The sequence below is a fragment of the Nibrella viscosa genome, assembly GCF_039541875.1.
In the GTDB taxonomy this organism is placed as follows: domain Bacteria; phylum Bacteroidota; class Bacteroidia; order Cytophagales; family Spirosomataceae; genus Nibrella; species Nibrella viscosa.
In genome coordinates this window covers 61,261-86,832 of the sequence record NZ_BAABHB010000016.1, presented here as the reverse complement: position 1 = coordinate 86,832, position 25,572 = coordinate 61,261, and the positions used below count along the sequence as shown (strand labels likewise).

Here is a 25,572-nt window from a genome sequence, read left to right as displayed (position 1 = left end):
TAAGCCCTACCGTACCCACGGTAGAAACACCATATCCGCTTCACCAATAACCAAACCCAACAATGCAAACGAATGTCATTTTTCAGAAAGAGCCGGAGGACGGCTTCTACGCGGAGCTCCGACGACGGGTACGCACTTATTTTCAGGACAAACAGCGCAGCCGGTACGCCAACGGATTTATGGCAGCAAAATGCCTGTTGCTGTTTGCCGTGTTCGTTGCCAGTTACCTGCTGGTGCTACTGGCGGATGTCTCCCTGATGACCCGCTGGGGCCTGACGCTACTACTGGGTGTTACGTTTATGGTTTCTTCCATGAACATCGTCCATGACGCCTGCCACGAAGTTCTTTCCCCCAAGCGCTGGGTGAATACGCTGTTGCTGTACTACTGCAATCTGGTGGGCGGCAACGGGTATATGTACCGCTGCAAACACCTGCTGTCGCACCACCCCTACACCAATATTCCCGGCCTGGATGTAGACCTCCAGCAGTCGGACCTGGTCCGGGTGGTACCCATTACCAAACGGCGATGGTATCACCGGTACCAGCACTGGTACATGCTGCTGCTGTATCCTTTCTATACGTTCTTCTGGCTGTTCTTTCGGGACGTCCGGTATTTCCGCCGTCGCCGGATGGGCATCAAACGGGCGCTGCACGCCCGCCGGGAGTGGGTCATTCTGGTCATCAGCAAGGTTGTTTATTTTTCGTATACCCTGGCGCTGCCGGCCTGGCTGCTGCCGCTGGCCTGGTGGCAGATCGGCATCGGCTTCATTACCATGCACATCGGGGCCGGCTTTGTGGCCATGTTTGCGCTGCTGTCCAACCATGCCGGTGAAGACGCCCATTTTGTGTACCCCGACGAGCAGGGCCGGATTCCCACCACCTGGGCGATTCACCAACTGAACACGACGGATGATTTTAGTACCAACAATCCGGTGGTTACGTTTCTGTTCGGCGGACTAAATCATCATGTAGCACATCACCTGTTTCCGCGCTACTGCCATGTGCATTACCCGGCCATTACACGCATTGTGGCTCAAACGGCCCGTGATTTTGGTCTCGAATACCGCTCCAAAACCCTGTGGCAGGCGGTTCGTTCGCACTTCCGGCTGCTGAAACAGCAAGGTACCTCACCCGATCGGCTGCCCTGGCTGATGGATAATCCGGACCTGCCATGAACGATCTATCTTTTCAGGAATTTGGGCCGGTGCTGCTGCTGGCCTTTGCGGGAGCCACGCTCCGGTATATGATCCTGGCCGGGCTGACCTTCTATGTGGGGTATCTCCGGAAGCCCCCGGCCGGCCTGCGAAAACTGCAGCCCCGCTGGCCCGATGCCCGCCAGATTCGGCACGAGTTGCGGTATTCGGCACAAACGATGCTGGTCTTTGGCCTGGTCGGTACGGGTGTATGGCTAGCCTACCGGGGCGGCTATACGCAACTGTATGAACCCTGGGATGCGTATGGCTGGGGCTATTGGGCACTAACCCTGCTGCTGCAACTGGTGGTACACGACACCTACTTTTACTGGATGCACCGGCTGCTGCACCGGCCCTGGTGGTTCCGGCACGTGCATTACGTACACCACCGGTCGCGCAACCCGACGCCCTGGGCCGCCAACGCCTTCCACCCGGTCGAAGCCCTGCTGCAGGCCGGTGGCTTTGCGCTCATCCTGCTGGTGTTGCCGGTATCCATGAGCGCCTTGCTGCTCTTCTCTTTTTTCATTATTACCATGAACGTCATCGGGCATTCCGGCTACGAATTTCTGCCCGACAACTTTGACCGGCACTGGCTGGGCAAATGGCTGGGCTCCTCGACGCACCATAACCGGCACCACCAGTACACGCGGGGTAACTTCGGCTTCTACTTCAACATCTGGGACCGGCTGATGAACACCGATTTCAGGGCAAAGACGTAAAGCCACAGAACGCTCCCACTACCATACCCGCTTTTTCCCCGATTACACCCACCGTTTCTTGTTACTTTGAGCTATTCACTCTTCGGTTCTCCTTCAAAGTTTAGTTCTGATGGACTTATTGATTTGAAGTAATTAACCGCTGAATTCCGTTACCGGGCCTCCGTTGCGGGGATGATTGATCTTGTAGCCGCTCATTTGAATGGGCGGAAGACATGATGCCTAAAACCTGAAATCCCGAAGGAACGATTGCTTTTATTGACCGAATAATAAATAGGTAAAAACCTGGTCTATAGCAGATAAAAGCTATCGCTGAAACTTTGCTAACTTCACTATAGAACTTTCTCTATCAGGCTTCTATGACGAATTTTTCGAAGCGAACTGCCGTCTGGACTGCCTTTATCTGCTCCCTCTGGAGTGTCTGTTCTCCGGCGCAGGACTGGCAGACGGCCTACGACAGTGCGGCCATCGCCAATCGGCAACTGCGCTACCACCAGGCTCGTCCCTGGGCCATAAAAGCCCTTGCCCTGGCCGAACAGCAACTCAGCCGGACCGACTCCAACTACGCCAAAACGCTGGATATATTGGCGGAGGCAGATAACTACCTGGAGTACTATGACGAAGCCTTGCAAGCAGGACAGACGGCACTGGCTATCTGGGAACGTACCTACGGCAGGCAACACCATCGGTACGTGTACACGCTACAGACCGTTGCCGAGAGCTACCAATACCTGGTTCAGTACCCCAAAGCCGACAGCCTGCATCAGATCGCATTGACGCGAACCCAAGATCGGGCCGGCGCACAAAGCACCGATTACGCCATTGCCTTAAACCGGCTGGCTCTGTTCTACCGGACCATGGGCCTTCAGGCGAAGGCCATTGCAACTGCCGAACAGGCTAAAGCGATCTTTGAGCAGCTTGATGACCAGCATTCCGTTGCGTATGCCCTGGTGCTGCAGAACCTGAGCGATCTGTATATACGCTATCTGGAAGAGTACATAATTCCCAATATTGATACGGCTATAGGTCTGCTTACGAAGGCCATACTCCTTATAGAACGGATAGGTAGCCCGCAAAGCCCGGTTTATGCAGAATGTTTACATACCCTGTCGTCTGCCTATCATTACAGAAATTTTTTTCTAAAGCAGAAAATCCCTGATATAGAAGTGTTACTAACCAAAGCGTTGGAGACACTCAGCCAAACTATTGGTCCAAATACCTCGCGGTATAATTCGTGCGCTGAAGATTTGGCAGATTACTACCGTAGGAAAGGAAATAACCATAAGGCTCGTAAAATCTTCGAGCAAATCCTGATGCGTTCAGACAGTGTAAACGGGCGCATGCATCCTTACCATACGGTCGCATTATTTAAGGTAGGGCAAATTTATACGCTCCTCAATTTAGACCGACAGGCGGAACCCTATATTGTCCAATGTAACCAGAACCTGATTCGGGAAGTGCGGCTGTTTTCGGCCACGCTGACGGATGAAGAACGGGAGCAACTCCTCAAAAATGCCAGTAACGGCTTTATCTGGCTCCACTCGTATGCCCGGCTGTTTGCCCGACACAATCCGGCTATCACGGCCGAGCAGTACAATACCCAACTAGCCATAAAGGGCTTTCTGTTACATGCCGATCAGAAGTTCCGCCGACGCATCGGCACCCATACCGATACATCTCTGCAACGCCTGTATGCCCACTGGCAGACGAGCCGCGACCGACTGGCAACATGGATCCGTCTGACGCGAACTGAACAACTCCGCCGGGGAATCCGAACCGATAGTCTGGAGCAACACGTCAACACGCTGGAAAAACAAGTGGCCCTTCGGCTACCGCAACTTACGGGCGAACTGGCGCTGAACCCGAAAACATGGCAAGATGTACAGAAGACCCTGCAACCTGGTGAAGCAGCCATTGAACTGGTCCGCTACCGTACCTATCAGGTCAGGCATGGCTGGGGCAAAACGGACACGGTTCACTATGCCGCCCTGATCGTGACGCCCAACTGCGCCTATCCTGACATCGTTATCCTGGAGAACGGCAACGTGCTGGAAGGGCCGCTGCTGACCGCCTACCGGAACGACATCCTGGACCAGACCCACGCAGCGGACAGCTACCGGCAATACTGGAAACCCATCCGCGACGCGCTGAAAGGCATCCGGCGGGTGTATCTGGCACCCGACGGCGTGTACCACCAGATCAACCTCAACACCTTACGAAATCCGGAAACCGGCCGGTATGTGCTCGATGAGCAGGAAATCGTGCTGGTCACCACCACCAACGACCTGCTTCAGGCCAAACCAACTCCACCTACCGGCCAACCCACGGCCCTGCTGATCGGTTACCCCGACTACGGCCTGTCGGAGCATAGAATGCTGGCGCAGCGAGATCTGGCCGGCCCTACCCTCTCCCAACGGGCTCCCCGCACCCGACTCAGCCGCGACGGCTACTATGAACCGCTGCCCGCTACGAAGCGGGAAGTGGCCGACATCGGGCAACTGCTGCGGAGCCGCTTTACCGTGCATACCTATACGGATACCGCTGCCCGTGAAGAGGTGGTTAAAACAACCGCTAGTCCGACAGTACTGCATATTGCTACGCACGGCTTCTTTGAAACCGATACGGCCTTAGGCCACACCCTGACCAGTCCGCTGTTCCGGTCGGGGCTGGTGCTGGCCGACGCTAACCGTACGTTAACCGATACAGCCACTGCCGACCTGTTCAGCGCCCAACGCCGGGAAGACGGTATCCTGACGGCCTACGAAGCCATGAACCTGACCCTCGACCAGACCGACCTGGTGGTGCTGAGCGCCTGCCAGACCGGCCTGGGCGAAGTTCGTAACGGGGAGGGTGTGTATGGGCTGCAACGGGCCTTCAAGGTAGCCGGCGCCCGGTCGCTGCTGATGAGCCTCTGGAAAGTAGACGACGACCTCACCCGCCAGTTGATGACCGCCTTCTACGCCAACTGGCTGCAATCCGGCGACAAAGTGCAGGCCTTCCGGCTGGCCCAGCAGGCGATCCGGAAACAATACCCCCAGCCGTTTTACTGGGGCGGCTTCGTGCTGGTAGGGCAGTAAGGATTGGGCTGTTGCTTTCTTCGCTAAGCAGGCGGCTACCGGACAATAAGCTTCGTTGTTTTCATCCCTTGCTCCGTTAGCAGGCGGCTGATATACACGCCCGATGGAATATGCACCTGCTCCAACGTTACCTGCCGGTGTTCACCGGCCTGGGCGCTACCCGACTGCACATGCTGAATCAGATTCCCGGTCAGATCAACAATATCCAGCCGGTACGCTCCCCCCTGAGGCAGCATGAACTCGAAGGTTGCTTTCCCGTCAATCGGGTTAGGGTAGTTGCTCAGGAAAAGCGTATGGGTTCTCAACTCAGGTGCCGTCCCATACCCCTCCCGGTTTCGTTTACCGGTACTGGATTGGATCTTTATATTACCACTGGTAAGGGCGGTAACCGGTTCTGCTCCATCGTCTGCACCTGCGTTATTGTCGTAGACGATCTGATCTCCATTTGCCTTATCCCAGATCTTGATCCTGAACCTATCCGTTCCGCCACTCCCGGTCAAGTCGGCATCAATAGCCGTCAGCATAAACCCGTAGTACCCACTGCCGTTTCTTGTGCCTTCACCTTTGAACTGGGCTTTGGCACCGGCTACCACCAGCCACTGGTACGCGGTACTGACGAAATGAAAATTTCCGGCTATAAATTTGAACTGGGTAGTTCCGGACGGAACCGTTGCACCGGGCTGATATTTTGCCACAAACCCGAACGTAGCCGTACCGTTGGCAGTAAGATCCCGTTTATAAGAACCGGCCGGAGAGTATATGGTGCCGCCCCCCGTAACAAATCCCCCATTGGAGTCATACACGACCACATACTGGTAGACATTTTCGGCGGTTAATCCACAAGCATTTCCGACCGTAAGCCGGATGGTAAATACCCCTGACGCCGTGTAAACATGATTTCCCTGAATGGCTGAATTATTGATCCTCCCTCCTGAGGTTGTTCCATCACCCCAATCCCAGACAGCCGTGGTTATAGTAGCGTCAGGGGTAGTGGCCATCACTGCGAAATCGGTATTTACCGGCACCGGCTCATTTGTGGCACTGACCGTCCGGATAATCGGTACACCAGGGGGGATGCAAGCACTTTTCAGCTTCACTACCCAGTAGTCATTACCTCCCCGGCCGGCTTCGCTCTTATCAAAACCCACCGATGACATAGAGGAGCCACCGGCGATATAACCGCCATCCGGGGTCGGTAAAACCAGGCTAAGGCGGTCACTACTACCCCCACCCATGGTTTTGTCCCACTCAATGGTTCCGTCGGTCCGCAGTTTCACCACCCAATAATCTTCCAGAATCCCGTTCCGATTCTCACTTTTGTTGTAGCCGGCGTTGGAATCGGAGTAGCCGCCCAGGATAAAGCCGCCATCGGCTGTCGGCCGGACTGACTGCAACACATCAAAACCAGCTCCCCCAATGGTTTTGTCCCAGGCTATGCTCCCATCGGCCCGCAGTTTCACCACCCAATAATCTGCGCCGGTGCCGGCAATAAGGTTCTGCGTTTTGTCGAAACCGGCATTGGAAGCCGAGGTACCAGCCACGATGTACCCACCGTCGGCCGTTGCTTCCAGCGAAGCCAGGTTTTCCCAGGACGCTCCGCCGAGGGTCTTATCCCATTCGATGGTACCATCGGCCCGGACCTTCACGACCCAGTAGTCCAGGTCACCTTTCCGGTTCTCGCTTTTATCAGATCCGGCGTTAGAGTCCGACGTACCGCCCAGCATATAGCCGCCATCGGCGGTGAGCAGGAGTGCGTTGCATTGGTCTGAGCCGGCTCCGCCGATGGTTTTGTCCCACTCTTTGCTCCCATCGGCCCGTAGCTTGACAACCCAGTAGTCGAAATCTCCTTTCCGGTTCTGGCTTTTATCGAAACCGGCATTGGAGTTGGAACTACCCGCTACTAAATACCCGCCATCGGTCGTAAGCGCAACAGCGTATAACTGATCGACATCACCTCCCCCGAGCGTATTATCCCACTCAATGGTGCCGTCGGCCCGCAGCTTAACCACCCAGCCATCGGAGTCCGGATCGGCAGTCGGATCGGTCATTAAGGGGTTTTCGCTTTTATCAAACCCGGCATCTGAGAGAGAATTTCCTAGCAGAAGATACCCTCCGTCCGGCGTTTGCCGTACATAGTGCAAAACATCGACCCGGTTTCCGCCGATGGTTTTATCCCACTCTTTGGTGCCGTTGGCCCGCAGCTTCACAATCCAGTAATCGGCACCTCCTTTTGAATTTTCGCTTTTATCGGTACCAGCTCCCGATGTTGAACTGCCGCCGAGGATATACCCGCCATCGGCCGTCAACTGAATACAGGTTAAATTATCAATACCACCACCGCCCAGGGTTCTATCCCATTCAATTGCCGGTTGCGCCACCAAGCTGATGGGCAACCAATAACACAGCAGCAGGCCGATAATACCCGTCAGGGTAAGCCTGCGATGATTCCCGGAATTACCGGTGAAGCCGAATCCGGCATAGGTAGTGTTCGTGTTCATAGCGGAGCGGATTTGAGTTGCAGAAACCTTTCTTGCTCATGAATAGCCTGAACCGGCCATTCTTCTGATGGACTAGCTTCGCTCCATCAGGGCGATAAAATCACTGTCGAACAACGGTAAATTCAAGAGAGTACCGGACCGTTCCTGTGGCGAAAATGCCGGTAACTGAGTGACCATTGCCTTGCAGCGTACCTCTGATCCGGTCACTGCCGGTCTGGCAAACGAGTTTCGTCTGTTCCAGAAAATAAAAGCTCTCCGGCCCGAGACTTTTATAGATTTCTTTCATAATATCCGGGGCCGTCTGTGACGAAATATTGGGGGAGGTAAAGAAATTACCAACGGCTCCTTCCCGAACATGCGTATTGGACAAAACTGCCTGAAAGCCATCCTGACCCGTATAAATCGTAAAGTACTGAAGCGTAAGCTGGCGTCCCGAGTAAGGGGTGCGGGTACTCAGCGCCGACGATATCAGGGCGCTACCAATGTCAGCCTGGTTACCAACGCTAACTGCCACATTAAACGGGTTATTTTCGTCAACCAGACTACGTTGGATGCTTATTTTAATGGGCAGGCGAAAGGCTGCACCATTGATATTGCCAACGGCTACGCCCTTCCACATACTGGGCACCGGAACAAGAGCATATATTCGCTCTTTGGTTAATAGTGTAGCCTCCTTCTCGTATGTCTGTTCACTGCTCTTGTTTTTTGGCGTTTCTGACTCATTATCAAAGGCAGACCCTAAGCTGCTCAGATAGGCTATTTGATTCAGGAGACCTAAACCTGCCCATACAATTGTCGTTAATACGATAGTTGCCATAATGATTTAGCCTTAAGTATAATCTGGAGGAGTAGCATTGTAGAAACCTTTCTGCCTCCTGAATAGCAGAAATTGCTTGAAAGTCCGGTTGGGCATGCAACATTTTTATGCGCTACCCATTGCCAAAAGCTAAACCCTCACAACTGAGCGGTAAACCGGGCTTTTGTTCTGACGGTAAAGGATCGAAGAACGGCTACCTGCTTTTTATTGCCCCAAAAAATCAGTTCCGATTCGTCATCGTATTCCAGTCCGACGGTTTGCCCGTTACTCGTCTCAACCGCCAGGTGTTTGCCTAATTTAATGAACGAACGGTCCAGTTCACCGGAGTTCAAATTCAGAACGGTCGCATAGACCCGAGTTCCTTTGCGGATAACAACTCGTCCGTTGTCTGCTTCAATATCGTCGGCCACCTCAAACGGTACCCGATCATCTTTTTTGAGGATATTAGCTGCAATGGACGATCCGTTCACCGGATTAAGCCGGATGGAAGTATTTGCCGGCAGGGTAGACGTTACTTTTACCGCCACGGGTGGGGTAACCTGTACTGAATCAGATCGCGGTGGAATCGGCCCGACCGGATCAAGGTAAGTCGCTTTGACCGGGTCAGGTCCAGCTTTGGGCGCCTGTGGCGCAGGCGGTTCATTAATGTCACGCTGTACACCACCTACCTCGTTATTCGCCTGATCCTTATTCTTACGTTCCGGCTGGTGTACAGCTTTTTTCTCCGTCTTAGCCGGCTCCGGGGCAGGTACTAATGTTTCTTCAGTCTCGATTACAGGATGTTCTTCCCGCCGGACTACTATGGCTATCGTGTCTCTTGCCGGGAGCGAGTCCATAGGTGGCGTAATCGTTAAGGTTCCAGAATTACCGCTTTGACCTGGGCGGTAAACCAGCAGAATGAGTCCGGCAACAATCGTGGCTACCAGCAAAATCAGCCATGCAGGACTTAACCGCTGGGCAGTCAGCCACGGAAGAGTCCATTGCCGTGCGGGCCGGGCAGAATCCTGCCGCGTGGCTGCGGCTGTTTGGCCAACATGGCTTCCTTCGATCCGGGTGGCGGAATGATCCGTCGATGCCCACGTAATAGTATGCCGGTACGGTGCAATGATCTGCAACTGCTCGGAGAGTTGTCGGGCATCCGGAATCCGCTTCGCCGGATTTTTCGCCAGCATCTTTCGCAATATAGCTTCCAGTGCTTTAGGAACATCGGTACGGTACGTATGCAGCGGAGCCGGAGACTGGTGCAGAATCTGGTTGATCAGCGTGGTAACGGTGGTGGCATTGAACGGACTCCGCCCCGTCAACAACTCGTAAAGGACCAGACTCAGTGCGTACAAATCAGAAGCCGTCGAAGCCGAACCATTTCCCAGCAGTTCGGGGGCTGCGTACTGCCAGGTTCCCATAAAATTGGCGGTCAGCGAAATCTTCTGCGTCGTAGCATCGGTCAGCCGGGCAATGCCGAAATCCATGACCTTGACGCTCCCATCTTTGGTCAGCATCAGGTTCGCCGGCTTCAGGTCGCGGTGCAATACGTGCCGCTGGTGCGCGTGGGCCAGCCCGTCCAGCGCCTGTAGGATGATCTGCACAGCCACTGGCACGGGTACCGGTCCGTTTTGCAGCAGCAGTTTGTCCAAACTCTGCCCATCTACAAATTCCATAACCATATAGTGGCCGTTGCCGTCCTGCAGAAAACTGTGCAGCGTCGCAATGTTCGGGTGGTTCAGCCGGCCCAGCGCTTTGGCTTCCCGCCGGAACCGCTCCAGCGTTACGGGATCGTTAAGCAGGTGGGGGTGGATCATTTTAACGGCTACCTCCCGGTCGAGCGACAGATCCGTTGCCCGGTACACTACGCCCATACCGCCTTCCCCAATCTTGTCGATGAGCTTATAGTGGTCATGAATAATTTGCTTACTGGGCATCATAAGACGGGGTAGCGGTGTCGGCAGACAGCACCGCCGACGGGTTGATCTCCAGAATCAAGAGGGTGACGTTATCGTGGCCGCCCCGGTCGAGGGCCAGGTTGAGCAACCGGTCGGCGGCTTCGTGAATCGATGGATTTAGTAGCTCAGTTGTCAGCTCGGCCGGGTCGAGCAGGTCGTACAGGCCGTCGCTGCACAGCAGCAGCCGGTCGCCCGTCTGCAACGGCTCGGCCCATTGCTCAACATGGGGGCTCAGATCCGGTTCCATCCCCAGCGCGTGTGTCAGCAGGTTACGGTCGGGGTGGGTCAGGGCCTCGTCCGGCGTCAGTACCCCTTCCGTCACCAGCGCCTGCACCAGGGTGTCGTCGCGGGTGAGTTGCCGCAGGATACCATTTATCCCGATATGATACAGCCGGCTGTCGCCGATATGCCCCATATAGAGGCTCGTCCCGCGTACCAGCGCCACGGTGCAGGTGGTACCCATGCCCCGCTGGTCGGTCTGCTCCTGGGCGGCCTGCCAGATTCGGCGGTTCGCTTCGGTAAAGGCCGTTTTCAGCGCCTGCTCCGGTGAGGTATTCTGCTGGAAATATACCTCCCGAAGGGTTTCCAGTGCCATCTGACTGGCTACCTCACCCGCCAGATGCCCCCCCATGCCGTCGGCCACGATGGCCAGGCAACCTTTCTCGGTCCGGACGGACGCTGTGCCAGGGCGAACAAACGCGGCTGCGTCTTCGTTATGCGACCGGCGTTTACCGATGTCGGTTCGGACCACAGCCCGCACTTCCCACGGTGCCGGGCTGTCCGGGGTGTTGCCCCGGCGGGTCCAGCGTTGCCATAAGCCTTTCATAGCTAACGGGTTAATTACCGATACCAGATTGACCCTGCATCAGTTCCTGACCGTATTTTATCGGTACGGCATACGTATTGCGGGTGCCGCTGCCGTCCTGCCGGCCGGCATAAAATATGCCGACTACCTCCCCCTTTTCGTTAAACACAGGCCCACCGCTGTTACCCGCGCCGGTGGTGTTTACCGACAGTTCATACGACGAACCCATGGTGTTGAAGAAGAACAGATCGTCGGGTTCATCAAAGATCCGACTGATAGCCGCCGGATTGGCCGAAGAGTTCGGTTTTTTTACGTACTCAGCGCTCCGGTTAAACACGTTTTTCGTCCGTACCAAGACATACTCATCGGGTGATACCGCCGGGTAGCCCATCACCACAACGCTTTGTCCCTGCCGTACCGGTTCTTTACTAAGCGTTACCGGCTCCAGGTCAGAACCAACATTCATCCTGATGGTGGCCACATCGTGTTTTTCCGATACGCGGGCTAATTGGGCTTCGCTGCGCTGGGTCTGGCCGGCAAAGGTTACCCGCAAGACTTTGTTGCGCCCGTCGAGTTCTCTACCGACTAGAACCCGTATCAGTTTGGTTCCACTGATTCCCTGGCTGAACCTGGCTTCAACTGCAAACAACCGCCCACGGGCCGGAACCCAGTCTGCCACATCCGCAGGACCAACATCATCGCGCAGGCGATTCCCGTATTCGTCGAGCAACAAGCCGGGGAAAGTGCCGGGCGGAAAATTATACCGGGCGTGCCAGCCGGCCGCAACATGGGCATTGGTCATAACGAGGCCATCGGCTCCTACGACAAAACCAGTGCCCGTACCTCCTCCTATGATAGGTCTACCTTCGACAGCAGGATTGTTGGTAATGGCACTGCGGAGCACCAGGTACGGCACAACTTTTCCGTCGGATAGTCTTAAAAATAGCGCATGGGTCCCGCCAGGCCGGCGTAGGTGCAGGTGATATACGTCTTCTCCGCTCTCAATCTCGAACAGTTGCCAGTTATTTTCGATGTACACGACTTTGTCCCTGTTCGCGGCCGCTATTTCGGCATTAGTCAATGGAGCTGGTGGCGCAGGAGGTGGTGGAGACACCGGCCCGCCACCAGGCCCCTGCGGCTCTGGCCCGCTTTGCAGCCAATTCGCAAAAGCCAGGGCGCCCAGAATCAGGAGACCGCCCACGGCAGCGGCCCACCAGACAGCCTTACCGGGACGACTGACGGGCTTAACCTCCGGCAACAAGACCGGCTGTGACCCAGCCTCCGGAGCTACGGCCGTCGGCATCACGGGTGGCACCTCGGCCCTGGGGCTACCGTTCCGGCGAACGGGTACGATCCGCGTTTCGCCCATCGGGCGGGGGTCGAGGTCGAAAATGAATTCGGGGCCTTCTTTGCCCAGCCGCACCCGGTCGCCGGGGTTGATAGCCACCGTATCCTTAACCCGTTTGCCGTTCAGGTAGGTACCGTTGCTGCTTTGGTTGTCTTTCAGCAGAAAGGACAGTGCCTGGTTCGGGTCTTTTTCGATCCAGCCGTGTTCGCGGCTTACCACGTTATCCAGTTGCGGATCGAACCGGACGTGGTTGGTAGTGGCCCGGCCGAAGGTCAGCGTCGGATGGTCGGCAAACTGAAAGTATTCGATCTGCCGGGCTTTGGAGCCGGTTTGGTGCCGGATAACGAGCTGTCGGATCTGTTCATGTACGGGAGTTTCCATGATACACAGTAGCGTTGTAGGGTGTTTGGAGAAGACTTATTTGGGATTGGGCATCGCGCCGAGGGGAAAGCCGTAGCCGATGGTGACCATACCGGTGCGGAATTTAGACTCCTCGTTCCGACTGAAATCAGTCAATCCCAGGCTGGCCCGGCCGTCGAGAAATAAAAGACCGGTGCCCATGCGCATACCTAGGGCTATTCCGGCCTGGGCGGCAACATCGACCCGGTTGAACACCGCCGGATCGAAATACTCTAACGAGGACGTAGACGTGCCTTTTTCAAATCTGCTTTTACCGGCTATCGAAAGGGAGTTCTGACCGGCAGCTCCACTAGCCGCGAACCGACCGTTGAGTCCATAGCCGATGGCAGGCCCGCCAAAGACAAATACCCTAAACCGATTTTTAGCCCAGAAAGCCCGAAGCAGCAACGGCACTTCTACATAGTTAAAGTAGTACTGAACGCGTGCATTAATGCCGCCTTCAGTCATCCGGAGCTCGTAGCTTTTCCGAACGTAAGTAAGTTCGGGCTGTAAGGAAAAACGACCACCCAGGGGAATATTGAGCCCAACGCCGGCCGCATACGTATAGAGTGATGATGCGCTCTGAGTAGTTCGCTTTCCATTGACTGCCGTGACCGACGCCGGAAAGGTCAAACCAGATACGCCCCCACCCACCCGCACACTTAGTAGTTTATGATTCTGAGCCGAGGCTAAGCCGGCCAGACTGACCAGGCAGAGCAGTAACCAGCACTTTTTCATAGTCATCACCTGGTTAATCGGCCAGTTGGAGTGCCTGTTTCACTTCATCGTAATTCTGCCAATCAATGGCTTTTAGCCGGCCACCGGCCAGCGTTGCAGCAGGAACAATTAACCAGCGAAACTGGAGTTCCGGAAAGCTTGACGCACTCAGGTTGTTCGGTGAGTCATAAGTGAAGACCACGTACCCTTTCCGACTATTTGGATCAACATACCCTGCTGAGCCGATGGTTGTACCTCCCGCTCCAAACGTCATCGGTAATGCATATACGATGGTCGAACTGGTAGACGTACTGGGAAAACGAACATACCCAACGACCAGACCTCTTTCTAAGGTAGTCTGGGTAATATTGGCATCTTCCGCTATCGCAAGGGCCGATTTAGGGTTGCTACTGGAAATACTCCAGTTGGTTCCCCGAAACGTGGTCCAGGGCGATGTAATGATGCTGGAGCCACCAGCGGGTCCCTGCGGCCCGGCCGGCCCCTGAGGTCCCTGCGCACCGGCGGGACCGGGCTCCCCGGCAGGTCCTTTACAGCTAACGATCGTCAATAAGACTAATAAGAAGAATGACAAAGACTTAGCAGTTTTCATCGTACACAATATTTAGAAGGTGAGACAATAAAAAGAGGTTCTTAAAACAAAAAAGGAAGCGCTTCTTAGTCATGAATAGCCCGACACACCCAAAGGTCCGGGCGGACTCCAAAATTTTTCAGAAAATTAGGGAAGGTGGTTAGTAGCGGTACGCGTGCCAGCCGCTCACGCGGCCGTTGCGGGTTTCGACCAGGAGGGCGAGGGATTTGTAGTGGCAGACGACGCGGTTGCCGGTAAGAGGTAGTTGAACGTCGGGGTGGCCGTAGCGCCGGTACAGTTCACCGGTAGGTTGACCAATACGCAGCCCGGCGCGGGTAGCTCCTTTGTACGAGGGTGTGGTCGAGAGAATTTCCATTTGCAGATCCGCCGTCAGCAACCGCATGGCCGTTACACCCGCAGCCGATTGCCGGATGATGCTGACCGGCTGGGTTGGGTGCGGCAGCAGCAGCGAATCCCGCAGGGTGGTACGCCGGGGAAGGGGCCGGTGGAGCCAGTCATTGAAGCGGAACGGGCCGAGCGCTTCTTCGCGCAACTGCGGCCGGGGCTCCGCCGATGGGCCGGACCAGGCGTCCCGTATCCAGCGCTCAAGCGATGACCAGTCGGGTATCAGATTCGCCAGCAGGTGCTGCGGCTGCGTTTTATCGAATACATCCTGGTTATACTCCGCCCGGAAGGCGTTCTGCAGTACGGCCTGCGCAAAATAAGGCTTGGCGCGGTCAGACTGTTGATTTTGGGCGTAGGCAATGCCTTTGACCAGATAGGCGTTGGCGGGGACGGCTACCTGCTGGGTCCGGCAGACTTCTTCCAGTTCCTGAATGGTGCTGATGCTGCCTTCCTGATTCCCCAGCAGGGAATACGTGCAGGCCAGGTTAACGGCTGCCGTAGCATAGGTGGGATCGAGTTGTTCGGCCCCTTTGAAGTACTCTTTGGCCTGCTGTAGCCAGCCGGCAACCTGTTTGCCGTTGGCAGGGCCGCTCCGCAGACTACCCAGGCGCAGCCGGTGGCCGGGATCCCACTCAAAGGGGTACGCATACGGCACCTCGCGGGTTGCTGTTTTACCCAACGCCTGGGTCAGCCGGATAACCCCAAGGTTGTTGTAGACCTCTTTGCTCCGGAACTGATTCAGCACGTGACTAAAACAGGAAATGGCGGCTTCGTAATGCTGCGTCATCCACAGCAGTTGACCAGCCTCAAACGCCAGCGCCAGCGGCCGGAACCGGCGACGTTCCTCCTCGGCCAGCGCCAGCCGCTCGTTCAGCGACGGATACCCCGGAAGCTGGTGGCTGAGCCGGTAGTCGGCATACACCGCTCTGAGGACACTGGGCAACAGCCGGTAGGTATCGTAGCCTGCCAGATAGCCGTAATACAGCCCGAACCGGTCGGCCTCAGCCTCCTTTCGGGTCCGCTCGGCGGTGGTACGGGCCGGCTGCGGACTCACCAGACCGGATGACGGTCCATAGGCGGGGATAAATCCCTGTTGCTGGTAGAAATGGCCGAGTTCGTGCCCGATCAGGCAGGCCAGCGCATGCAGGGAATCGGGACCGTAGGTACGGCAGCGGTCATACAACCGCTCGTCCAGCCGCAACACCACCACTCCGCCCGGCTCCACGTCAAACAGGGCGATCTGGCCGGGTTTAGACCAGATTTCCAGCCGGGGGCGCACCAGTGGATTGCCGTAAGCGGCCGCAATCCGCCGGCACACCTCGTCGGTAACGCGGTGTTTGTAATGCGTAGGCGGCAGTATGGGGCCGGCCATTGCAGCAGCGCTCAGCAGCGCCAGCGAGCAATACAGCGTGGTCAGGCGTACCATAGGCGTACGGGTTTATCTACTGCGTTCAAGCGGACGAAGCCGGCGGAAGCCCCGTTCCAGCAGGAACGTTGCCGTGTCGTTTACCGTCAGCCGGTACCGGCCACTGACCGGGTCTTGTGTTAGTCGCACCCGGCCGGGGTTAATCCGGTCAGGATGGGTGTAGAGGTACAGCGTATCCGTAAACCGGTATTGGTCGGGTTCTCCGCTAACCGGAACAATAGCCGTCCACACGGAATCAGTCTCAACGCTGTCGCCGGCGAAACCCATACCAGTTGAGGCTGAGCCTACCGGCAGCCAGAAGCCGGCAGCCGACGTCTCCGCTGAAGGTGAAGGCGTGGTTGAGCGGGTGGTCAGCCACAGGCCGGCAACAATCAGGGCCGCGCCGATGGAAGCCGCCAGGTAAAGTGCTGGACGTTGCCAGAGGGGGCGTACCCCATCCTCCGCATCGCCGATTTCGGCATCCCACTGCTGCATCCGGGCGCGTAGTTCCTGCTGCCCCCGCCATCTCAGTTGTTCCAGCAGCGCCCGCTGAAGATCTACCTCCTGCCTGAAAGCCGCATCGGTCCGGATGCGCTCCTCAACCCGCTGCCGCGCTTCGTCATCGAGCTGACCGGCTAAATAGGCATCAATCAGTTCGGTGTTCGTCATCTCATTCGGGCTCATACTCGTCGGTATTATAGCGGTCAGCCAGTTTCTTCAGTTTATTGAGGCAATCGTATTTGCGCTTTTTGGCCGATTCGCCATCCGTCAGACCCACCCGCTGCGCCACCTCCTGCATCGACAGTCGCTCGTAGTAAAACAGTTGCAGAATACGTTGGCATCGTTCGTCCAGCCGGTCGATCAACCGCTGCAGGAACTTGTCTTCCCGGAGCGTGTCGGTTTCCGGTTCGCCGGGCGGCAGGTCGTTGTCGGCGATATAGTCGACCAGCATCTCGCGTTTTTGGCCGCGCAGGTGATTGCGCCACTGGTTCTGCGCCAGTTTAAACAGGTAGGTGCTCAGCTTACCGCTCAGAGACACCAGCTTACCGTCGGCGACATTCCCGTGAAAAGCTACCATGACATTCTGATACAGGTCCTTCGCATCCTGAGCGGTTCCGTGGTTTTGCAGTACATACCGGAGAATGGCCGGACGATTCATCTTGTACACCATCTCAAAGGCTTTTTCGTCACCCTGGCGAATACGGTCAAGAAGGGCCTGATCGGCTGCGCTGGTTTCCTGCATACGGACATTCTTTCAGGGAAAATACGTACCCATGCGCCAAAAACCAACACAGCAAGTAAGCCTTTTACTATTCGGTTACATCGGGGTTTATAGGCATGAATACCGGGAAATGGGGAAAGGTCCGGGCAGAATGACAATTTTTTGCGAGTGGGTACTTACCATTTACTCACAAACCCTGACTAAAAACAACATTGTCTGGCGGGATTTGCCCGAAGGCTTTTCCCCCGGCAGACAATACGATTGGTACTTTTGCAAGTGGAGCAAAGACAACACCTGGCTGCTGATCGCTAATGAGTTAACCATGCTGCACCGCCAAAAGACAGACAAAAAGCCCCTACCTACGGTGGCTGTTATTGACAGCCATAATGTAAAAAACACCGCAACGGCTACCCAGCAGCTTGGCTTTGATGGGGTAAGTCAATAAAAAAAGCGTTTAGTGTTAGTCAACACAATGGGTCCTGTATTGTGGACTGATGGCAAGCCTGTCAATGTAGCTGATGGCAAAGCACTGGATTGAGGAGCGCACTATAAATTGGCTAGGTAACAATTGACGTTTATCCAAAGATTATGAGCGCACGATCCTATCGGCGCAAAGCTTTATCTGGATGGCTCCTATCAGACGCACTATCAAACGAGCAGGCACTTAACTCAAACAGCTTCTTATACCATGGATCAATTAGCCAGAAAGCTCCGCAAAATACAGGACTACATCACGCCGACCAAAAGTTTACGTCCTTTCCAATTTTGGGACCCTGATCAACTACCACGACGGGTCAACAAGTTTTCACCTTCATTTCCGGCGGGCCAACGATCTTAAGCCTGTTTTTGAACGCAGCCCGCTTGCGTTTGATGTGTCTATCGGGTATGTCGACAGCTACGAAGCCAATCTCCTAAATCATAGCAACGCTGCCGGGCGCCTTTACTTTTCCGACAGCCAATCCGTGATGGAGTATCTGACTGCCAGATAACACAGGCGTACCGGTCGTATAGGGCAGACAGAACTGGCTTTTCGCTTACGTATTAAACTAATACCCCTGAATGGGGTTATAGAGGTATAGCTTCGTTTGGATTGAGACCAACACCGGTTCGTCGTCGAGGAGTTTACTTATGTACCGGGTTCCTCAGTAGCCTTCTTCCAGCCCCAGCCGCAGGATTTTCATGCAGGCCCTGCCTGTTCGTTTCGTCTAAACACGTTTTGTCATGTCTATCTCCATCCATTTCTTTGCCTATGACGATCCCGGTCGCCAACACTTCCATTCTTTATTGCATCAGGTAAGCGTCGGTTCGCTAGTGGGCTTCCACTACGGACAGCGATTTATCCTCAGTAAAGCTGAACCGGAGAGCCCGCCCCAATCCTATCGAATTGCAGCTCTGCCTGTCCAAAGACCCCAGCCCGCTTTTTTCCACGATTCGATGCAGGCCGTCGACATCTTTTTAGCCAGAGAAGAACAGTGGGCAGCACTTGTCCCCTTCTTTACAACAGCAGAAAAGCCATTGGCCGGTCTGTATGTACGTTCTCCTGCCAGCCTTTATACCTACCGGCTGACCTGGCAATCAGCTTCTTTTGTTTCTGTATGAAAAAGCTACTGAAATGGGCCATGGGTGAGTTAATTACCCCTCACCGGCTCCGGAACAATCGGGTATTTGGCGAAGTCAACGGGTAACCACCTTAAACCAACGCGGCTATGACTATCATTTTTGATTATTTATTTACCCGGACAGCCGATGAGTTTATCTGCCGGGTTCCCGTCAGGTTCTGGGGGGAGAATGTGATCCTCGGCAAAGGGGTCAGCGCTGATGCCGATAATACGCCGGGCATCGACCTCCATCAATGGATCGGCAAGAGCTTAAAAGTCAATATAGACGAAGGGGTGTATACCATTACCGGATTAGTTTAGGACGTGCAAAGCGATCTTCTGGTATACACCCCTCATATGTATCAACAAGCCGTCATTTTTAATGCCGGCCACTGAACTTGTTTCTCCCTTTCTTCGTAGTAGGTATAGTACCCCTCTGTTAGTCTGTTACCGGCAAACATCTGCCTACTTGGGCCGGCCGACTATTCGTTAGAGGATGCACCCCGTCAATTTTAGCCTGATTTGCGTATCGGGCAAGCAAATTGACTTTACGTGAGGAAACCACAATCCCGGTAAACTGCCTAGCCTTTCCACCCTGGCTTTATCTCCGCACTTTCTTTTCTGTTTTATCCAATCCATTCATTTTTTAAAAGCTTATGAAAGCTCATCTTGCCTTATTAGCAGCCTGTCTGCTGAGTACCGGCCTGGCCCGGGGCCAGACAACGCCTTCTATCGGCAATATTCAGACGTTCCCGACGGATACCCTGAAAAGCAGCCGTACTGCCCTGGCTGGCGACACCCTGCCGGGAACCGGCAGAACGACTGAAACGGCCCCGATGGTGAACCATACGAATGACGCGGTTCGCACTGCCACGCAGGCACCCATCGCCACAATGCCTGCCCCCCGCACCGATGATAGCGCTCCGGCCACGTCTGCCCAGCCTGCCAGCCGGGAGCAGAAGACCAGAGATTATAAAAACGTTGCCTACGGCATCTATGCCGGCCTGAACACCACCCGATTTCAGGGAGAAAATGCGCGTGGCAACCAATTAACAGGTCGGCTGGGGTATCAGGCTGGCTTTCTGGTTCGTGCTGGGGGAAGGCTTTACGGGCAACTTGGTGCCGAGTACTTTGCCTCAAGTGCCAATTATTTCCGGGCAGGTGACGGCACTTCGGTCAGTGCCATTCAGGATCAGATTAACATCCACTACGTACAGGTACCGGTCTATATTGGCTACAAACTGGTTCAATCCCTGCGGGGTATCTCCGCCGTGCGGTTGCAGGCGGGTCTGGAATATGCCAACCGGATCAGCGCCAACAGCGGCTCCTTTAACCTGAATAAATCGGAGATCAAGAGTGGTACCTTCAACGGACTGGCGCAGTTAGGCTTCGATATGGGGCCGGTGTTGCTGAACCTGACCTACCACCACGGTTTCGACAATGCGGTTCAGGCGGTGAACGCCATCGGGTTTGCAGGTTCGCAGCGACGGGTGCTGAGCGCCAGCCTGGGCTGGACCTTTTAAACGGTATCGACATACCAACCGGTAGAACCCCTTTATTCGTAGAGGGGTATTCGCCAAACCTTCTGCCCTGACCCATCAAGTTCACGGCTATTTAGTAATCCTTTAACGGCAAGAACAATGGAAACGACATGGATACTGCTTCTGATCATCCTGATAGGGCTTTTTCTGGCGGGCGTTAAAATAGTGCGTCCCACGCATCGGGGCTTAATTGAGCGGCTTGGCAAATACAACAAATTTGCGAGTCCGGGCTTTCACTGGATCATTCCTTTTATCGACAAAATGTATAAGGTGAATACGACCGAACAGATGGTTGATGCCCAGCCTCAGGAAATTATCACCAACGATAACCTGAATGCCCGGGTAGATGCCCAGGTCTATTTCAGAGTCATTGAAACCGAGGAGAGTGTAAAGAGCTCCTTATACAACGTCAATGATTACAAAATTCAGATTGTCAATCTGGCCCGTAGCACCCTGAGGAACATCATTGGAACGCTAACGTTACGCTCGGCCAACAGCGAGCGGGGTAAAATGAACGCTGAATTACACAATACCCTCAAAAACGAGACGGCCAACTGGGGTATTATTATCATACGAACCGAGCTGAAGGAAATTGATCCTCCTAAAGATGTGCAGGACACCATGAATAAAGTGGTGAAAGCCGAAAATGAGAAAATTGCGGCTATCGATTACGCTACAGCCGCCGAAACGGTGGCGGATGGCGTAAAACGGGCAAAAATCAAAGAAGCCGAAGGGTTTAAGCGGGCAAAAGTTCTGCATGCCGAAGGAGAAGCGGAAGCCATTAAACTGGTCAATGTGGCTGCCGACGAATACTTTACCGGTAATGCCCAACTGCTACGAAAACTCGAAGCCCTGGAGAACGCTCTGAGCACGAATACGAAAATAGTGATTCCTTCCGGATCGGAGCTGATCAATGTCATCGGCGAAATGGCCGGCCTGGTGCCTGTTCATGTCAAGACCGAGGCCGCTGAAGGACGCCGGAACAGCCGGGTTGCTGAACTGGCCTGACTTCGGTAATGATTTTATTGGTAATTACCTGATGCAGCCTGTCGGGTCCGACACCTGGTGAATGAAATTTTATGTTTAAACCACTTGTAACAATGATCTTTTCACTAATTGAGCTAATTAGTCAACTGGTTCGGGCGTTTCAGCCCGTTATCGAGAGTAATCAGTCAATCTACGAGCCGCTTAGCCGGGTGGGTCCGGGAGCCGCCGGGGTTTGTGACCGGCGTGTAGCAGCGAATGGGTTAACACCCGTACTGATCGATCAACCGTTTGCCCCATACCGGTTTGGGAGGACCGATCAGGATGACACCACAGGACTTGTATAACCGGACTCCCGAACGGGAAGATAACGATCTGCGGGTACTGACCGGCTGTACTTACAATCATATTCCGGAGGTGACTACGTTTCCGGAACAGGAGCCGACCCCTACGGCGGGAGGTAAAAAAGTGCTCATCCGGTATTACAAAGACCACTTTTTTTATAACCACTACCTGTGGCGCCTGGCTTCGGTCTGGTTTGGCGGTAAGCCGGTAATGATCATCCAGAATGCAGGATTGGAAGGCGAAGAATTCAAGCGGCGGATCATTACCAACGCTCAGCTATATCTAAAACTGGTGCAACACCTAAATGGAAAATTGACGGATGTGTTCCTGAAAACGGGAGACCTGGTTGATTCAACACAGGAAATCAGAGGACTTGATGCCTTTCACGGCAGCATGCTGGACACCTCGTTCGAGCCCTCGCCCCACGCACTGCTATCCGGCGTTTGGCCGTACGAACTAACCAAAAACTAAATGAAACCCTTACTTGCTTCCTCCGCTCAAGCCCAGCTTGCTTACGACGGGCAACGTCTCCACCAGATTCTGGAGTCGCCAGTATTTGATCAGTCAACCCCAGAAGATACCTCCTGGAAACCGGCTTTCTGCGAGGCAATCATTTTGTTAGACGGTTTACTGAACCATGCCGAGCAGATGGGCCATCGCATTGACTTCACCGACGAGGTGGGCGTGCATGGGAAAGTTCAGGATATAACGTCGCTGGTTAGCTGGTTTCGCCGATGTATGCCGGCATCGGCGGCTGAAGCCCCCGACCGGCACCTGAGCAGCCGGTTGAATTGTTACGCTGATGCAGGTTCGGGTTATTTTGCCAATGGTTATTTTTTTACTTGTAACCATACCGGAGAGTTGGCTTTCTTTTTAGATGATCAGCGGATCTATCTCCACCGCCATATTCACCGGTCTTTACAGGAGGCTGAGTCTGCCTGAAACCAATCAGGCGAAACGACAGGGGGTACAAATCCCTTTTAGTTTATTCGGTGAAGAGACGCTTATTTACTCCGGGGGCAAAACCTCATGTAATCTTCATGTTGACGTGTTAGCTTTATAGGTGGACTGCAACAAACTTTCGGGTACAAGCACATATCGAACAGCGTATTCGTCGCAACCATTTCCCCTGTATAACTATGAAAATTTCCCTCAAATTTCAAGAAGTCCCCTTTTTGGTTGGTGATATAGTCTGGGTAAATCAACCCTGCTTAGTTGCCGGACAACAATCGTATTTTCAGGGAGAGATCATGCAGATAATCCTGGATGGCAGCCTGATGAGTACTTCCGCAGTCCGGCTCCGCGCAGAAAATTACGAGCTGGTGATGAGCCAGGTCATTTACGATATTAAACCGTCAGGTGATCATGCCGGCATGCCCCGAATTAGTATAAACGTGGCATTGGCCCCCGGACAAAAGACCTTATTCAGGACGCGAGCAGAACTCCTGACTCATCAGCGTAATAGCGAAAAATGGATGTCCTGATCAATTATGTTCATATGCATGAACAAGTAGTCATTTTTTAATACCGACATCTGAACTTGTTTCTCCCTTTCTTCGTAGTAAGTATAGTACCCCTCCGTTAGTCCGTTACCGGCAAACACCTGCCTACTTGCGCCCGTCTCATAACAAGCGTACGAAAGTGCACCTTATCCTGAGCAAAGCGTACTGAACGCCAGCCTGAACTGGACGTTTCGAACCACCACCCACCCGTACTTATATCTGCTTACGTTAGTGCATTTATCACTGGTTAAAACCCGATAAATCAATGGCTTACATGTTTGGATATACCCCTGAGTTACCCGGAATCCGTGAACAACTTAAGCTGAAACGTCAACACGTCAGCCATTTTAAAGCGCTGCTGAAGGCCGAAATCGAAAACTGGGATGTACTGGAACATCGCCAGCAACGGGAAACTAGGCTGATTGACTCCGGAGTCGCTACGGTTCGTGAAGAACTTTCCCTGATGATGAGCCGGCACCTGAAGGAAATAGAATCGACGGAAAGCCAGCACGAGCAAAAGCGCAGGCGTTTGAAGCAAAGCCACGCTAAAAGTGGATTCTGATTACGGTCGGCTCTCAATAATAATGCCTTAAACTGCCAGCATGAACGTACTGATTATCGAAGACGAACCCTCAATGGCGATGGAAATGGCTACCTTTCTGCGCCAGGAAAGTTTCGTGTGCAGTATTGCGAACACGGGACAACTGGCGTCTGAACTGCTTTACGTTAACAGTTACGATTTTGTGCTGATTGACCTGGGTTTACCCGACTATGATGGATTCGACTTACTCCAGGAAGCGATAGCCAGTCAGCAGACAACCTCCTATTTAATTATTACCGCTAGTGGTGAGCTGGGGAATAAACTGAAAGGGTTGAATCTGGGCGCCGATGACTACCTGACCAAGCCTTTCTCGCTGCTGGAACTCCACTCGCGTATGCTGGCTATCAACCGCCGGAAGCATGGATTGAGTGACCCGACTATTGCTTTTGCCGGCTTTGTGCTGGACCCACTCAGACGGCTTGTCTCCTTCGGCGCAGCAGGAGTCGAACTGACCAGACGGGAGTTTGATCTGCTACATTACCTGTTGCTGTATCGCAACCGGGTAATTACCCGCCTGCAACTGGCCGAACACATCTGGGGAAATCTGTCGGATGATGAATCAAACTCGAATTATATCGATGTGCATCTTAAGAACCTGCGGAAGAAGCTGGCCTTGTTTGAGCCAGTCAACTGGCTGGAAACGGTACGTGGAATCGGTTATCGGATCAATTTACCCGGACCACTATGAGACTTTCTACAAAGCTGGCACTTTATAATACCGGCATCCGGCTCCTGGGGATGGGAATCGCCGGTTGGTTCTGGCCGGCTCCGCTTACCTGGGTGTACGTTGCCGGAGCAGCGGCTATTCTCGGGCTGGCTTATCTGGTTGACCTGAGGTATACCTATTTCCTGCTCCGCCCGCTCCGCGTGCTGATTAGTCGCAAACTCCGGATTATTCAGGACCCCAGTTACTTCGATTACTCGCCCCTCCCGACCACAACAACCGATTTGAAGTTGCTCAACCAACACATCAATGACCTCATGCGCCAGCTGAATGTCCGGTTTGAATGCGAGAAAGCCTTTACGGCGTATGCCTCTCACGAATTGCTGACGCCAATTACCGTGCTTCGCAATCGCTTCGATAACCTCATCACTAACAGCCAGACCCCCAGTCAGGTAGCTATCCGGTTGGTAGAATCGCAGCAGACCTTATTGCAGCTAAGCAACATTGTGCAGAAGTTACTGCGTCTGGCCAGAATTGAAAACCATCAATATGAAAAAAACGAACAAGTCTCGATCCGGTCGGTAGTGCTGGAGGTATTACAGGATTTGGAGGACCGGATCGCGCTAAAAAATGTTTCGGTTGATCTGGATTTTAAGGAAGACATCCTGGTGGCGGAGGGGAATCATTCGCTACTCTACACGATGCTCTCGAACCTGATCCGAAATGCTATTCGCTATAACAGCAGGGAGGGCCGGCTAATGCTGACTCAAGCGCTGACTGGTAATCAGGCGACACTATCCATTACGGATACCGGCCCTGGCATGACCGCCGATCAGATTACAACGCTGAAGGAATATGGCCGGCCGCCCAAAGCTACCGGAAAAGGCAATGGTATCGGCCTGCAGTTGATTCGCACCATTGCTGCTTTTCACCGAATTGGCCTGACAGTTTATTCGGTTGCCGGACAGGGCACGTCCATTATACTGACCTTCGAGGCTATTTAGCTACTTCATTCAATCTTCATGTTAAGCCTTTATCTTTATATAACCTTTCCATAAAGGCACTTAAAATCAGGTATTCTGTTGTCTCCATTCACTATTCTCGTTCTTTCCGGGTCTTTGACTACTTCCAATATCAAAGACCCGGCTGGTATGGGGATTACCCAGCCACCGATTTAGAAAAAGTAGCCTGCTATTTTAGCCCCCT

At 54.0% G+C, this 25,572-nt stretch carries 25 protein-coding genes; 15 read left to right on the top strand and 10 right to left on the bottom strand.

The annotated features are described in order from the left end of the window. Nucleotides 1–62: 62 nt before the first annotated feature. The 3 genes from ABD931_RS25845 (at nucleotide 63) to ABD931_RS25835 (ending at nucleotide 4,986) form a co-directional block, all read left to right on the top strand. On the top strand, nucleotides 63–1,175 hold the full coding sequence (locus tag ABD931_RS25845) for a fatty acid desaturase family protein (protein WP_345270924.1): 1,113 nt from the start codon (nucleotides 63–65) through the stop codon (nucleotides 1,173–1,175). Next, a complete protein-coding gene (locus tag ABD931_RS25840; protein ID WP_345270923.1) occupies nucleotides 1,172–1,912 on the top strand; it encodes a sterol desaturase family protein in 741 nt (246 codons plus the stop codon). The genes ABD931_RS25845 and ABD931_RS25840 overlap by 4 nt, the downstream gene beginning before the upstream one ends. 356 nt (nucleotides 1,913–2,268) lie before the next feature. After that, complete coding sequence (locus ABD931_RS25835) at nucleotides 2,269–4,986, top strand: CHAT domain-containing tetratricopeptide repeat protein (RefSeq protein WP_345270922.1); 2,718 nt, start codon at nucleotides 2,269–2,271, stop codon at nucleotides 4,984–4,986. 35 nt (nucleotides 4,987–5,021) lie between these two features. On the opposite strand, the gene ABD931_RS25830 is transcribed toward ABD931_RS25835, so the two are convergent. The 10 genes from ABD931_RS25830 to ABD931_RS25785 all read right to left on the bottom strand — a co-directional run bounded on the left by ABD931_RS25830 (nucleotide 5,022) and on the right by ABD931_RS25785 (nucleotide 17,152). Beyond that, nucleotides 5,022–7,484 (bottom strand): PKD domain-containing protein, encoded by a 2,463-nt coding sequence (locus tag ABD931_RS25830; protein WP_345270921.1) that lies wholly within the window; start codon nucleotides 7,482–7,484, stop codon nucleotides 5,022–5,024. A 100-nt stretch (nucleotides 7,485–7,584) separates the two neighbouring features. Then, nucleotides 7,585–8,301 carry a hypothetical protein gene (locus ABD931_RS25825; RefSeq protein WP_345270920.1) on the bottom strand — a complete coding sequence of 239 codons (717 nt, stop codon included), beginning with the start codon at nucleotides 8,299–8,301 and terminating at the stop codon, nucleotides 7,585–7,587. Nucleotides 8,302–8,438: 137 nt separating this feature from the next. Continuing rightward, nucleotides 8,439–10,223 carry a serine/threonine protein kinase gene (locus ABD931_RS25820; RefSeq protein WP_345270919.1) on the bottom strand — a complete coding sequence of 595 codons (1,785 nt, stop codon included), beginning with the start codon at nucleotides 10,221–10,223 and terminating at the stop codon, nucleotides 8,439–8,441. After that, entirely contained in the window at nucleotides 10,210–11,067 is an 858-nt protein-coding gene (locus ABD931_RS25815) for a Stp1/IreP family PP2C-type Ser/Thr phosphatase (protein WP_345270918.1), read from the bottom strand. The genes ABD931_RS25820 and ABD931_RS25815 overlap by 14 nt, the downstream gene beginning before the upstream one ends. 10 nt (nucleotides 11,068–11,077) lie before the next feature. Further along, nucleotides 11,078–12,775 carry a trypsin-like peptidase domain-containing protein gene (locus ABD931_RS25810; RefSeq protein ID WP_345270917.1) on the bottom strand — a complete coding sequence of 566 codons (1,698 nt, stop codon included), beginning with the start codon at nucleotides 12,773–12,775 and terminating at the stop codon, nucleotides 11,078–11,080. A gap of 36 nt (nucleotides 12,776–12,811) precedes the next feature. Beyond that, nucleotides 12,812–13,531, bottom strand: coding sequence for a porin family protein (locus ABD931_RS25805; RefSeq protein ID WP_345270916.1), 720 nt, complete (start codon nucleotides 13,529–13,531; stop codon nucleotides 12,812–12,814). A 13-nt stretch (nucleotides 13,532–13,544) separates the two neighbouring features. Beyond that, complete coding sequence (locus ABD931_RS25800; RefSeq protein ID WP_345270915.1) at nucleotides 13,545–14,120, bottom strand: hypothetical protein; 576 nt, start codon at nucleotides 14,118–14,120, stop codon at nucleotides 13,545–13,547. A 139-nt stretch (nucleotides 14,121–14,259) separates the two neighbouring features. Next, nucleotides 14,260–15,930, bottom strand: coding sequence for a hypothetical protein (locus tag ABD931_RS25795; protein ID WP_345270914.1), 1,671 nt, complete (start codon nucleotides 15,928–15,930; stop codon nucleotides 14,260–14,262). A gap of 12 nt (nucleotides 15,931–15,942) precedes the next feature. Further along, nucleotides 15,943–16,593 (bottom strand): hypothetical protein, encoded by a 651-nt coding sequence (locus ABD931_RS25790; RefSeq protein WP_345270913.1) that lies wholly within the window; start codon nucleotides 16,591–16,593, stop codon nucleotides 15,943–15,945. Next, nucleotides 16,580–17,152: an RNA polymerase sigma factor gene (locus ABD931_RS25785; RefSeq protein ID WP_345270912.1), complete on the bottom strand. Its 573-nt coding sequence runs from the start codon at nucleotides 17,150–17,152 to the stop codon at nucleotides 16,580–16,582. Before ABD931_RS25785 ends, ABD931_RS25790 begins: the two co-directional genes overlap by 14 nt. Nucleotides 17,153–17,282: 130 nt before the next feature. Between ABD931_RS25785 and ABD931_RS25780 the strand changes: the two genes are divergently transcribed. From ABD931_RS25780 to ABD931_RS25725, 12 genes are all read left to right on the top strand, one after another. Then, nucleotides 17,283–17,576 carry a hypothetical protein gene (locus ABD931_RS25780; protein WP_345270911.1) on the top strand — a complete coding sequence of 98 codons (294 nt, stop codon included), beginning with the start codon at nucleotides 17,283–17,285 and terminating at the stop codon, nucleotides 17,574–17,576. 776 nt (nucleotides 17,577–18,352) lie between these two features. Beyond that, on the top strand, nucleotides 18,353–18,730 hold the full coding sequence (locus ABD931_RS25775) for a hypothetical protein (protein WP_345270910.1): 378 nt from the start codon (nucleotides 18,353–18,355) through the stop codon (nucleotides 18,728–18,730). Nucleotides 18,731–18,837: 107 nt separating this feature from the next. Further along, on the top strand, nucleotides 18,838–19,050 hold the full coding sequence (locus ABD931_RS25770) for a hypothetical protein (protein WP_345270909.1): 213 nt from the start codon (nucleotides 18,838–18,840) through the stop codon (nucleotides 19,048–19,050). A gap of 335 nt (nucleotides 19,051–19,385) precedes the next feature. Then, nucleotides 19,386–20,252 (top strand): outer membrane beta-barrel protein, encoded by an 867-nt coding sequence (locus ABD931_RS25765; RefSeq protein WP_345270908.1) that lies wholly within the window; start codon nucleotides 19,386–19,388, stop codon nucleotides 20,250–20,252. Between the two features lie 117 nt (nucleotides 20,253–20,369). Next, a complete protein-coding gene (locus ABD931_RS25760) occupies nucleotides 20,370–21,278 on the top strand; it encodes an SPFH domain-containing protein (RefSeq protein WP_345270907.1) in 909 nt (302 codons plus the stop codon). Between the two features lie 92 nt (nucleotides 21,279–21,370). After that, nucleotides 21,371–21,601, top strand: a complete 231-nt coding sequence (locus ABD931_RS25755) for a hypothetical protein (RefSeq protein WP_345270906.1) — start codon at nucleotides 21,371–21,373, stop codon at nucleotides 21,599–21,601. Beyond that, nucleotides 21,579–22,070, top strand: a complete 492-nt coding sequence (locus tag ABD931_RS25750; protein ID WP_345270905.1) for a hypothetical protein — start codon at nucleotides 21,579–21,581, stop codon at nucleotides 22,068–22,070. The genes ABD931_RS25755 and ABD931_RS25750 overlap by 23 nt, the downstream gene beginning before the upstream one ends. Next, on the top strand, nucleotides 22,071–22,541 hold the full coding sequence (locus ABD931_RS25745; RefSeq protein WP_345270904.1) for a hypothetical protein: 471 nt from the start codon (nucleotides 22,071–22,073) through the stop codon (nucleotides 22,539–22,541). 197 nt (nucleotides 22,542–22,738) lie between these two features. Further along, nucleotides 22,739–23,083 (top strand): hypothetical protein, encoded by a 345-nt coding sequence (locus ABD931_RS25740; protein WP_345270903.1) that lies wholly within the window; start codon nucleotides 22,739–22,741, stop codon nucleotides 23,081–23,083. Between the two features lie 283 nt (nucleotides 23,084–23,366). Beyond that, nucleotides 23,367–23,663 carry a hypothetical protein gene (locus tag ABD931_RS25735; RefSeq protein ID WP_345270902.1) on the top strand — a complete coding sequence of 99 codons (297 nt, stop codon included), beginning with the start codon at nucleotides 23,367–23,369 and terminating at the stop codon, nucleotides 23,661–23,663. 40 nt (nucleotides 23,664–23,703) lie between these two features. Next, on the top strand, nucleotides 23,704–24,390 hold the full coding sequence (locus tag ABD931_RS25730; protein ID WP_345270901.1) for a response regulator transcription factor: 687 nt from the start codon (nucleotides 23,704–23,706) through the stop codon (nucleotides 24,388–24,390). Beyond that, on the top strand, nucleotides 24,387–25,370 hold the full coding sequence (locus ABD931_RS25725) for a sensor histidine kinase (RefSeq protein WP_345270900.1): 984 nt from the start codon (nucleotides 24,387–24,389) through the stop codon (nucleotides 25,368–25,370). Before ABD931_RS25730 ends, ABD931_RS25725 begins: the two co-directional genes overlap by 4 nt. Nucleotides 25,371–25,572: the final 202 nt, after the last annotated feature.

Excerpts from the sequence above, each read along its gene's own strand:
- ABD931_RS25825 (WP_345270920.1), bottom strand. The coding sequence starts at position 8,301 with ATGGCAACTATCGTATTAACGACAATTGTATGGGCAGGTTTAGGTCTC.
- ABD931_RS25770 (WP_345270909.1), top strand. The coding sequence starts at position 18,838 with ATGACTATCATTTTTGATTATTTATTTACCCGGACAGCCGATGAGTTT.
- ABD931_RS25790 (WP_345270913.1), bottom strand. The coding sequence starts at position 16,593 with ATGAGCCCGAATGAGATGACGAACACCGAACTGATTGATGCCTATTTA.
- ABD931_RS25835 (WP_345270922.1), top strand. The coding sequence starts at position 2,269 with ATGACGAATTTTTCGAAGCGAACTGCCGTCTGGACTGCCTTTATCTGC.
- ABD931_RS25785 (WP_345270912.1), bottom strand. The coding sequence starts at position 17,152 with ATGCAGGAAACCAGCGCAGCCGATCAGGCCCTTCTTGACCGTATTCGC.
- ABD931_RS25840 (WP_345270923.1), top strand. The coding sequence starts at position 1,172 with ATGAACGATCTATCTTTTCAGGAATTTGGGCCGGTGCTGCTGCTGGCC.
- ABD931_RS25845 (WP_345270924.1), top strand. The coding sequence starts at position 63 with ATGCAAACGAATGTCATTTTTCAGAAAGAGCCGGAGGACGGCTTCTAC.
- ABD931_RS25740 (WP_345270903.1), top strand. The coding sequence starts at position 22,739 with ATGAAAATTTCCCTCAAATTTCAAGAAGTCCCCTTTTTGGTTGGTGAT.
- ABD931_RS25800 (WP_345270915.1), bottom strand. The coding sequence starts at position 14,120 with ATGAAAACTGCTAAGTCTTTGTCATTCTTCTTATTAGTCTTATTGACG.
- ABD931_RS25755 (WP_345270906.1), top strand. The coding sequence starts at position 21,371 with ATGATCTTTTCACTAATTGAGCTAATTAGTCAACTGGTTCGGGCGTTT.
- ABD931_RS25820 (WP_345270919.1), bottom strand. The coding sequence starts at position 10,223 with ATGATGCCCAGTAAGCAAATTATTCATGACCACTATAAGCTCATCGAC.
- ABD931_RS25815 (WP_345270918.1), bottom strand. The coding sequence starts at position 11,067 with ATGAAAGGCTTATGGCAACGCTGGACCCGCCGGGGCAACACCCCGGAC.
- ABD931_RS25745 (WP_345270904.1), top strand. The coding sequence starts at position 22,071 with ATGAAACCCTTACTTGCTTCCTCCGCTCAAGCCCAGCTTGCTTACGAC.
- ABD931_RS25830 (WP_345270921.1), bottom strand. The coding sequence starts at position 7,484 with ATGAACACGAACACTACCTATGCCGGATTCGGCTTCACCGGTAATTCC.
- ABD931_RS25760 (WP_345270907.1), top strand. The coding sequence starts at position 20,370 with ATGGAAACGACATGGATACTGCTTCTGATCATCCTGATAGGGCTTTTT.
- ABD931_RS25775 (WP_345270910.1), top strand. The coding sequence starts at position 18,353 with ATGTCTATCTCCATCCATTTCTTTGCCTATGACGATCCCGGTCGCCAA.
- ABD931_RS25810 (WP_345270917.1), bottom strand. The coding sequence starts at position 12,775 with ATGGAAACTCCCGTACATGAACAGATCCGACAGCTCGTTATCCGGCAC.
- ABD931_RS25735 (WP_345270902.1), top strand. The coding sequence starts at position 23,367 with ATGGCTTACATGTTTGGATATACCCCTGAGTTACCCGGAATCCGTGAA.
- ABD931_RS25725 (WP_345270900.1), top strand. The coding sequence starts at position 24,387 with ATGAGACTTTCTACAAAGCTGGCACTTTATAATACCGGCATCCGGCTC.
- ABD931_RS25730 (WP_345270901.1), top strand. The coding sequence starts at position 23,704 with ATGAACGTACTGATTATCGAAGACGAACCCTCAATGGCGATGGAAATG.
- ABD931_RS25750 (WP_345270905.1), top strand. The coding sequence starts at position 21,579 with ATGACACCACAGGACTTGTATAACCGGACTCCCGAACGGGAAGATAAC.
- ABD931_RS25805 (WP_345270916.1), bottom strand. The coding sequence starts at position 13,531 with ATGAAAAAGTGCTGGTTACTGCTCTGCCTGGTCAGTCTGGCCGGCTTA.
- ABD931_RS25765 (WP_345270908.1), top strand. The coding sequence starts at position 19,386 with ATGAAAGCTCATCTTGCCTTATTAGCAGCCTGTCTGCTGAGTACCGGC.
- ABD931_RS25795 (WP_345270914.1), bottom strand. The coding sequence starts at position 15,930 with ATGGTACGCCTGACCACGCTGTATTGCTCGCTGGCGCTGCTGAGCGCT.
- ABD931_RS25780 (WP_345270911.1), top strand. The coding sequence starts at position 17,283 with ATGACAATTTTTTGCGAGTGGGTACTTACCATTTACTCACAAACCCTG.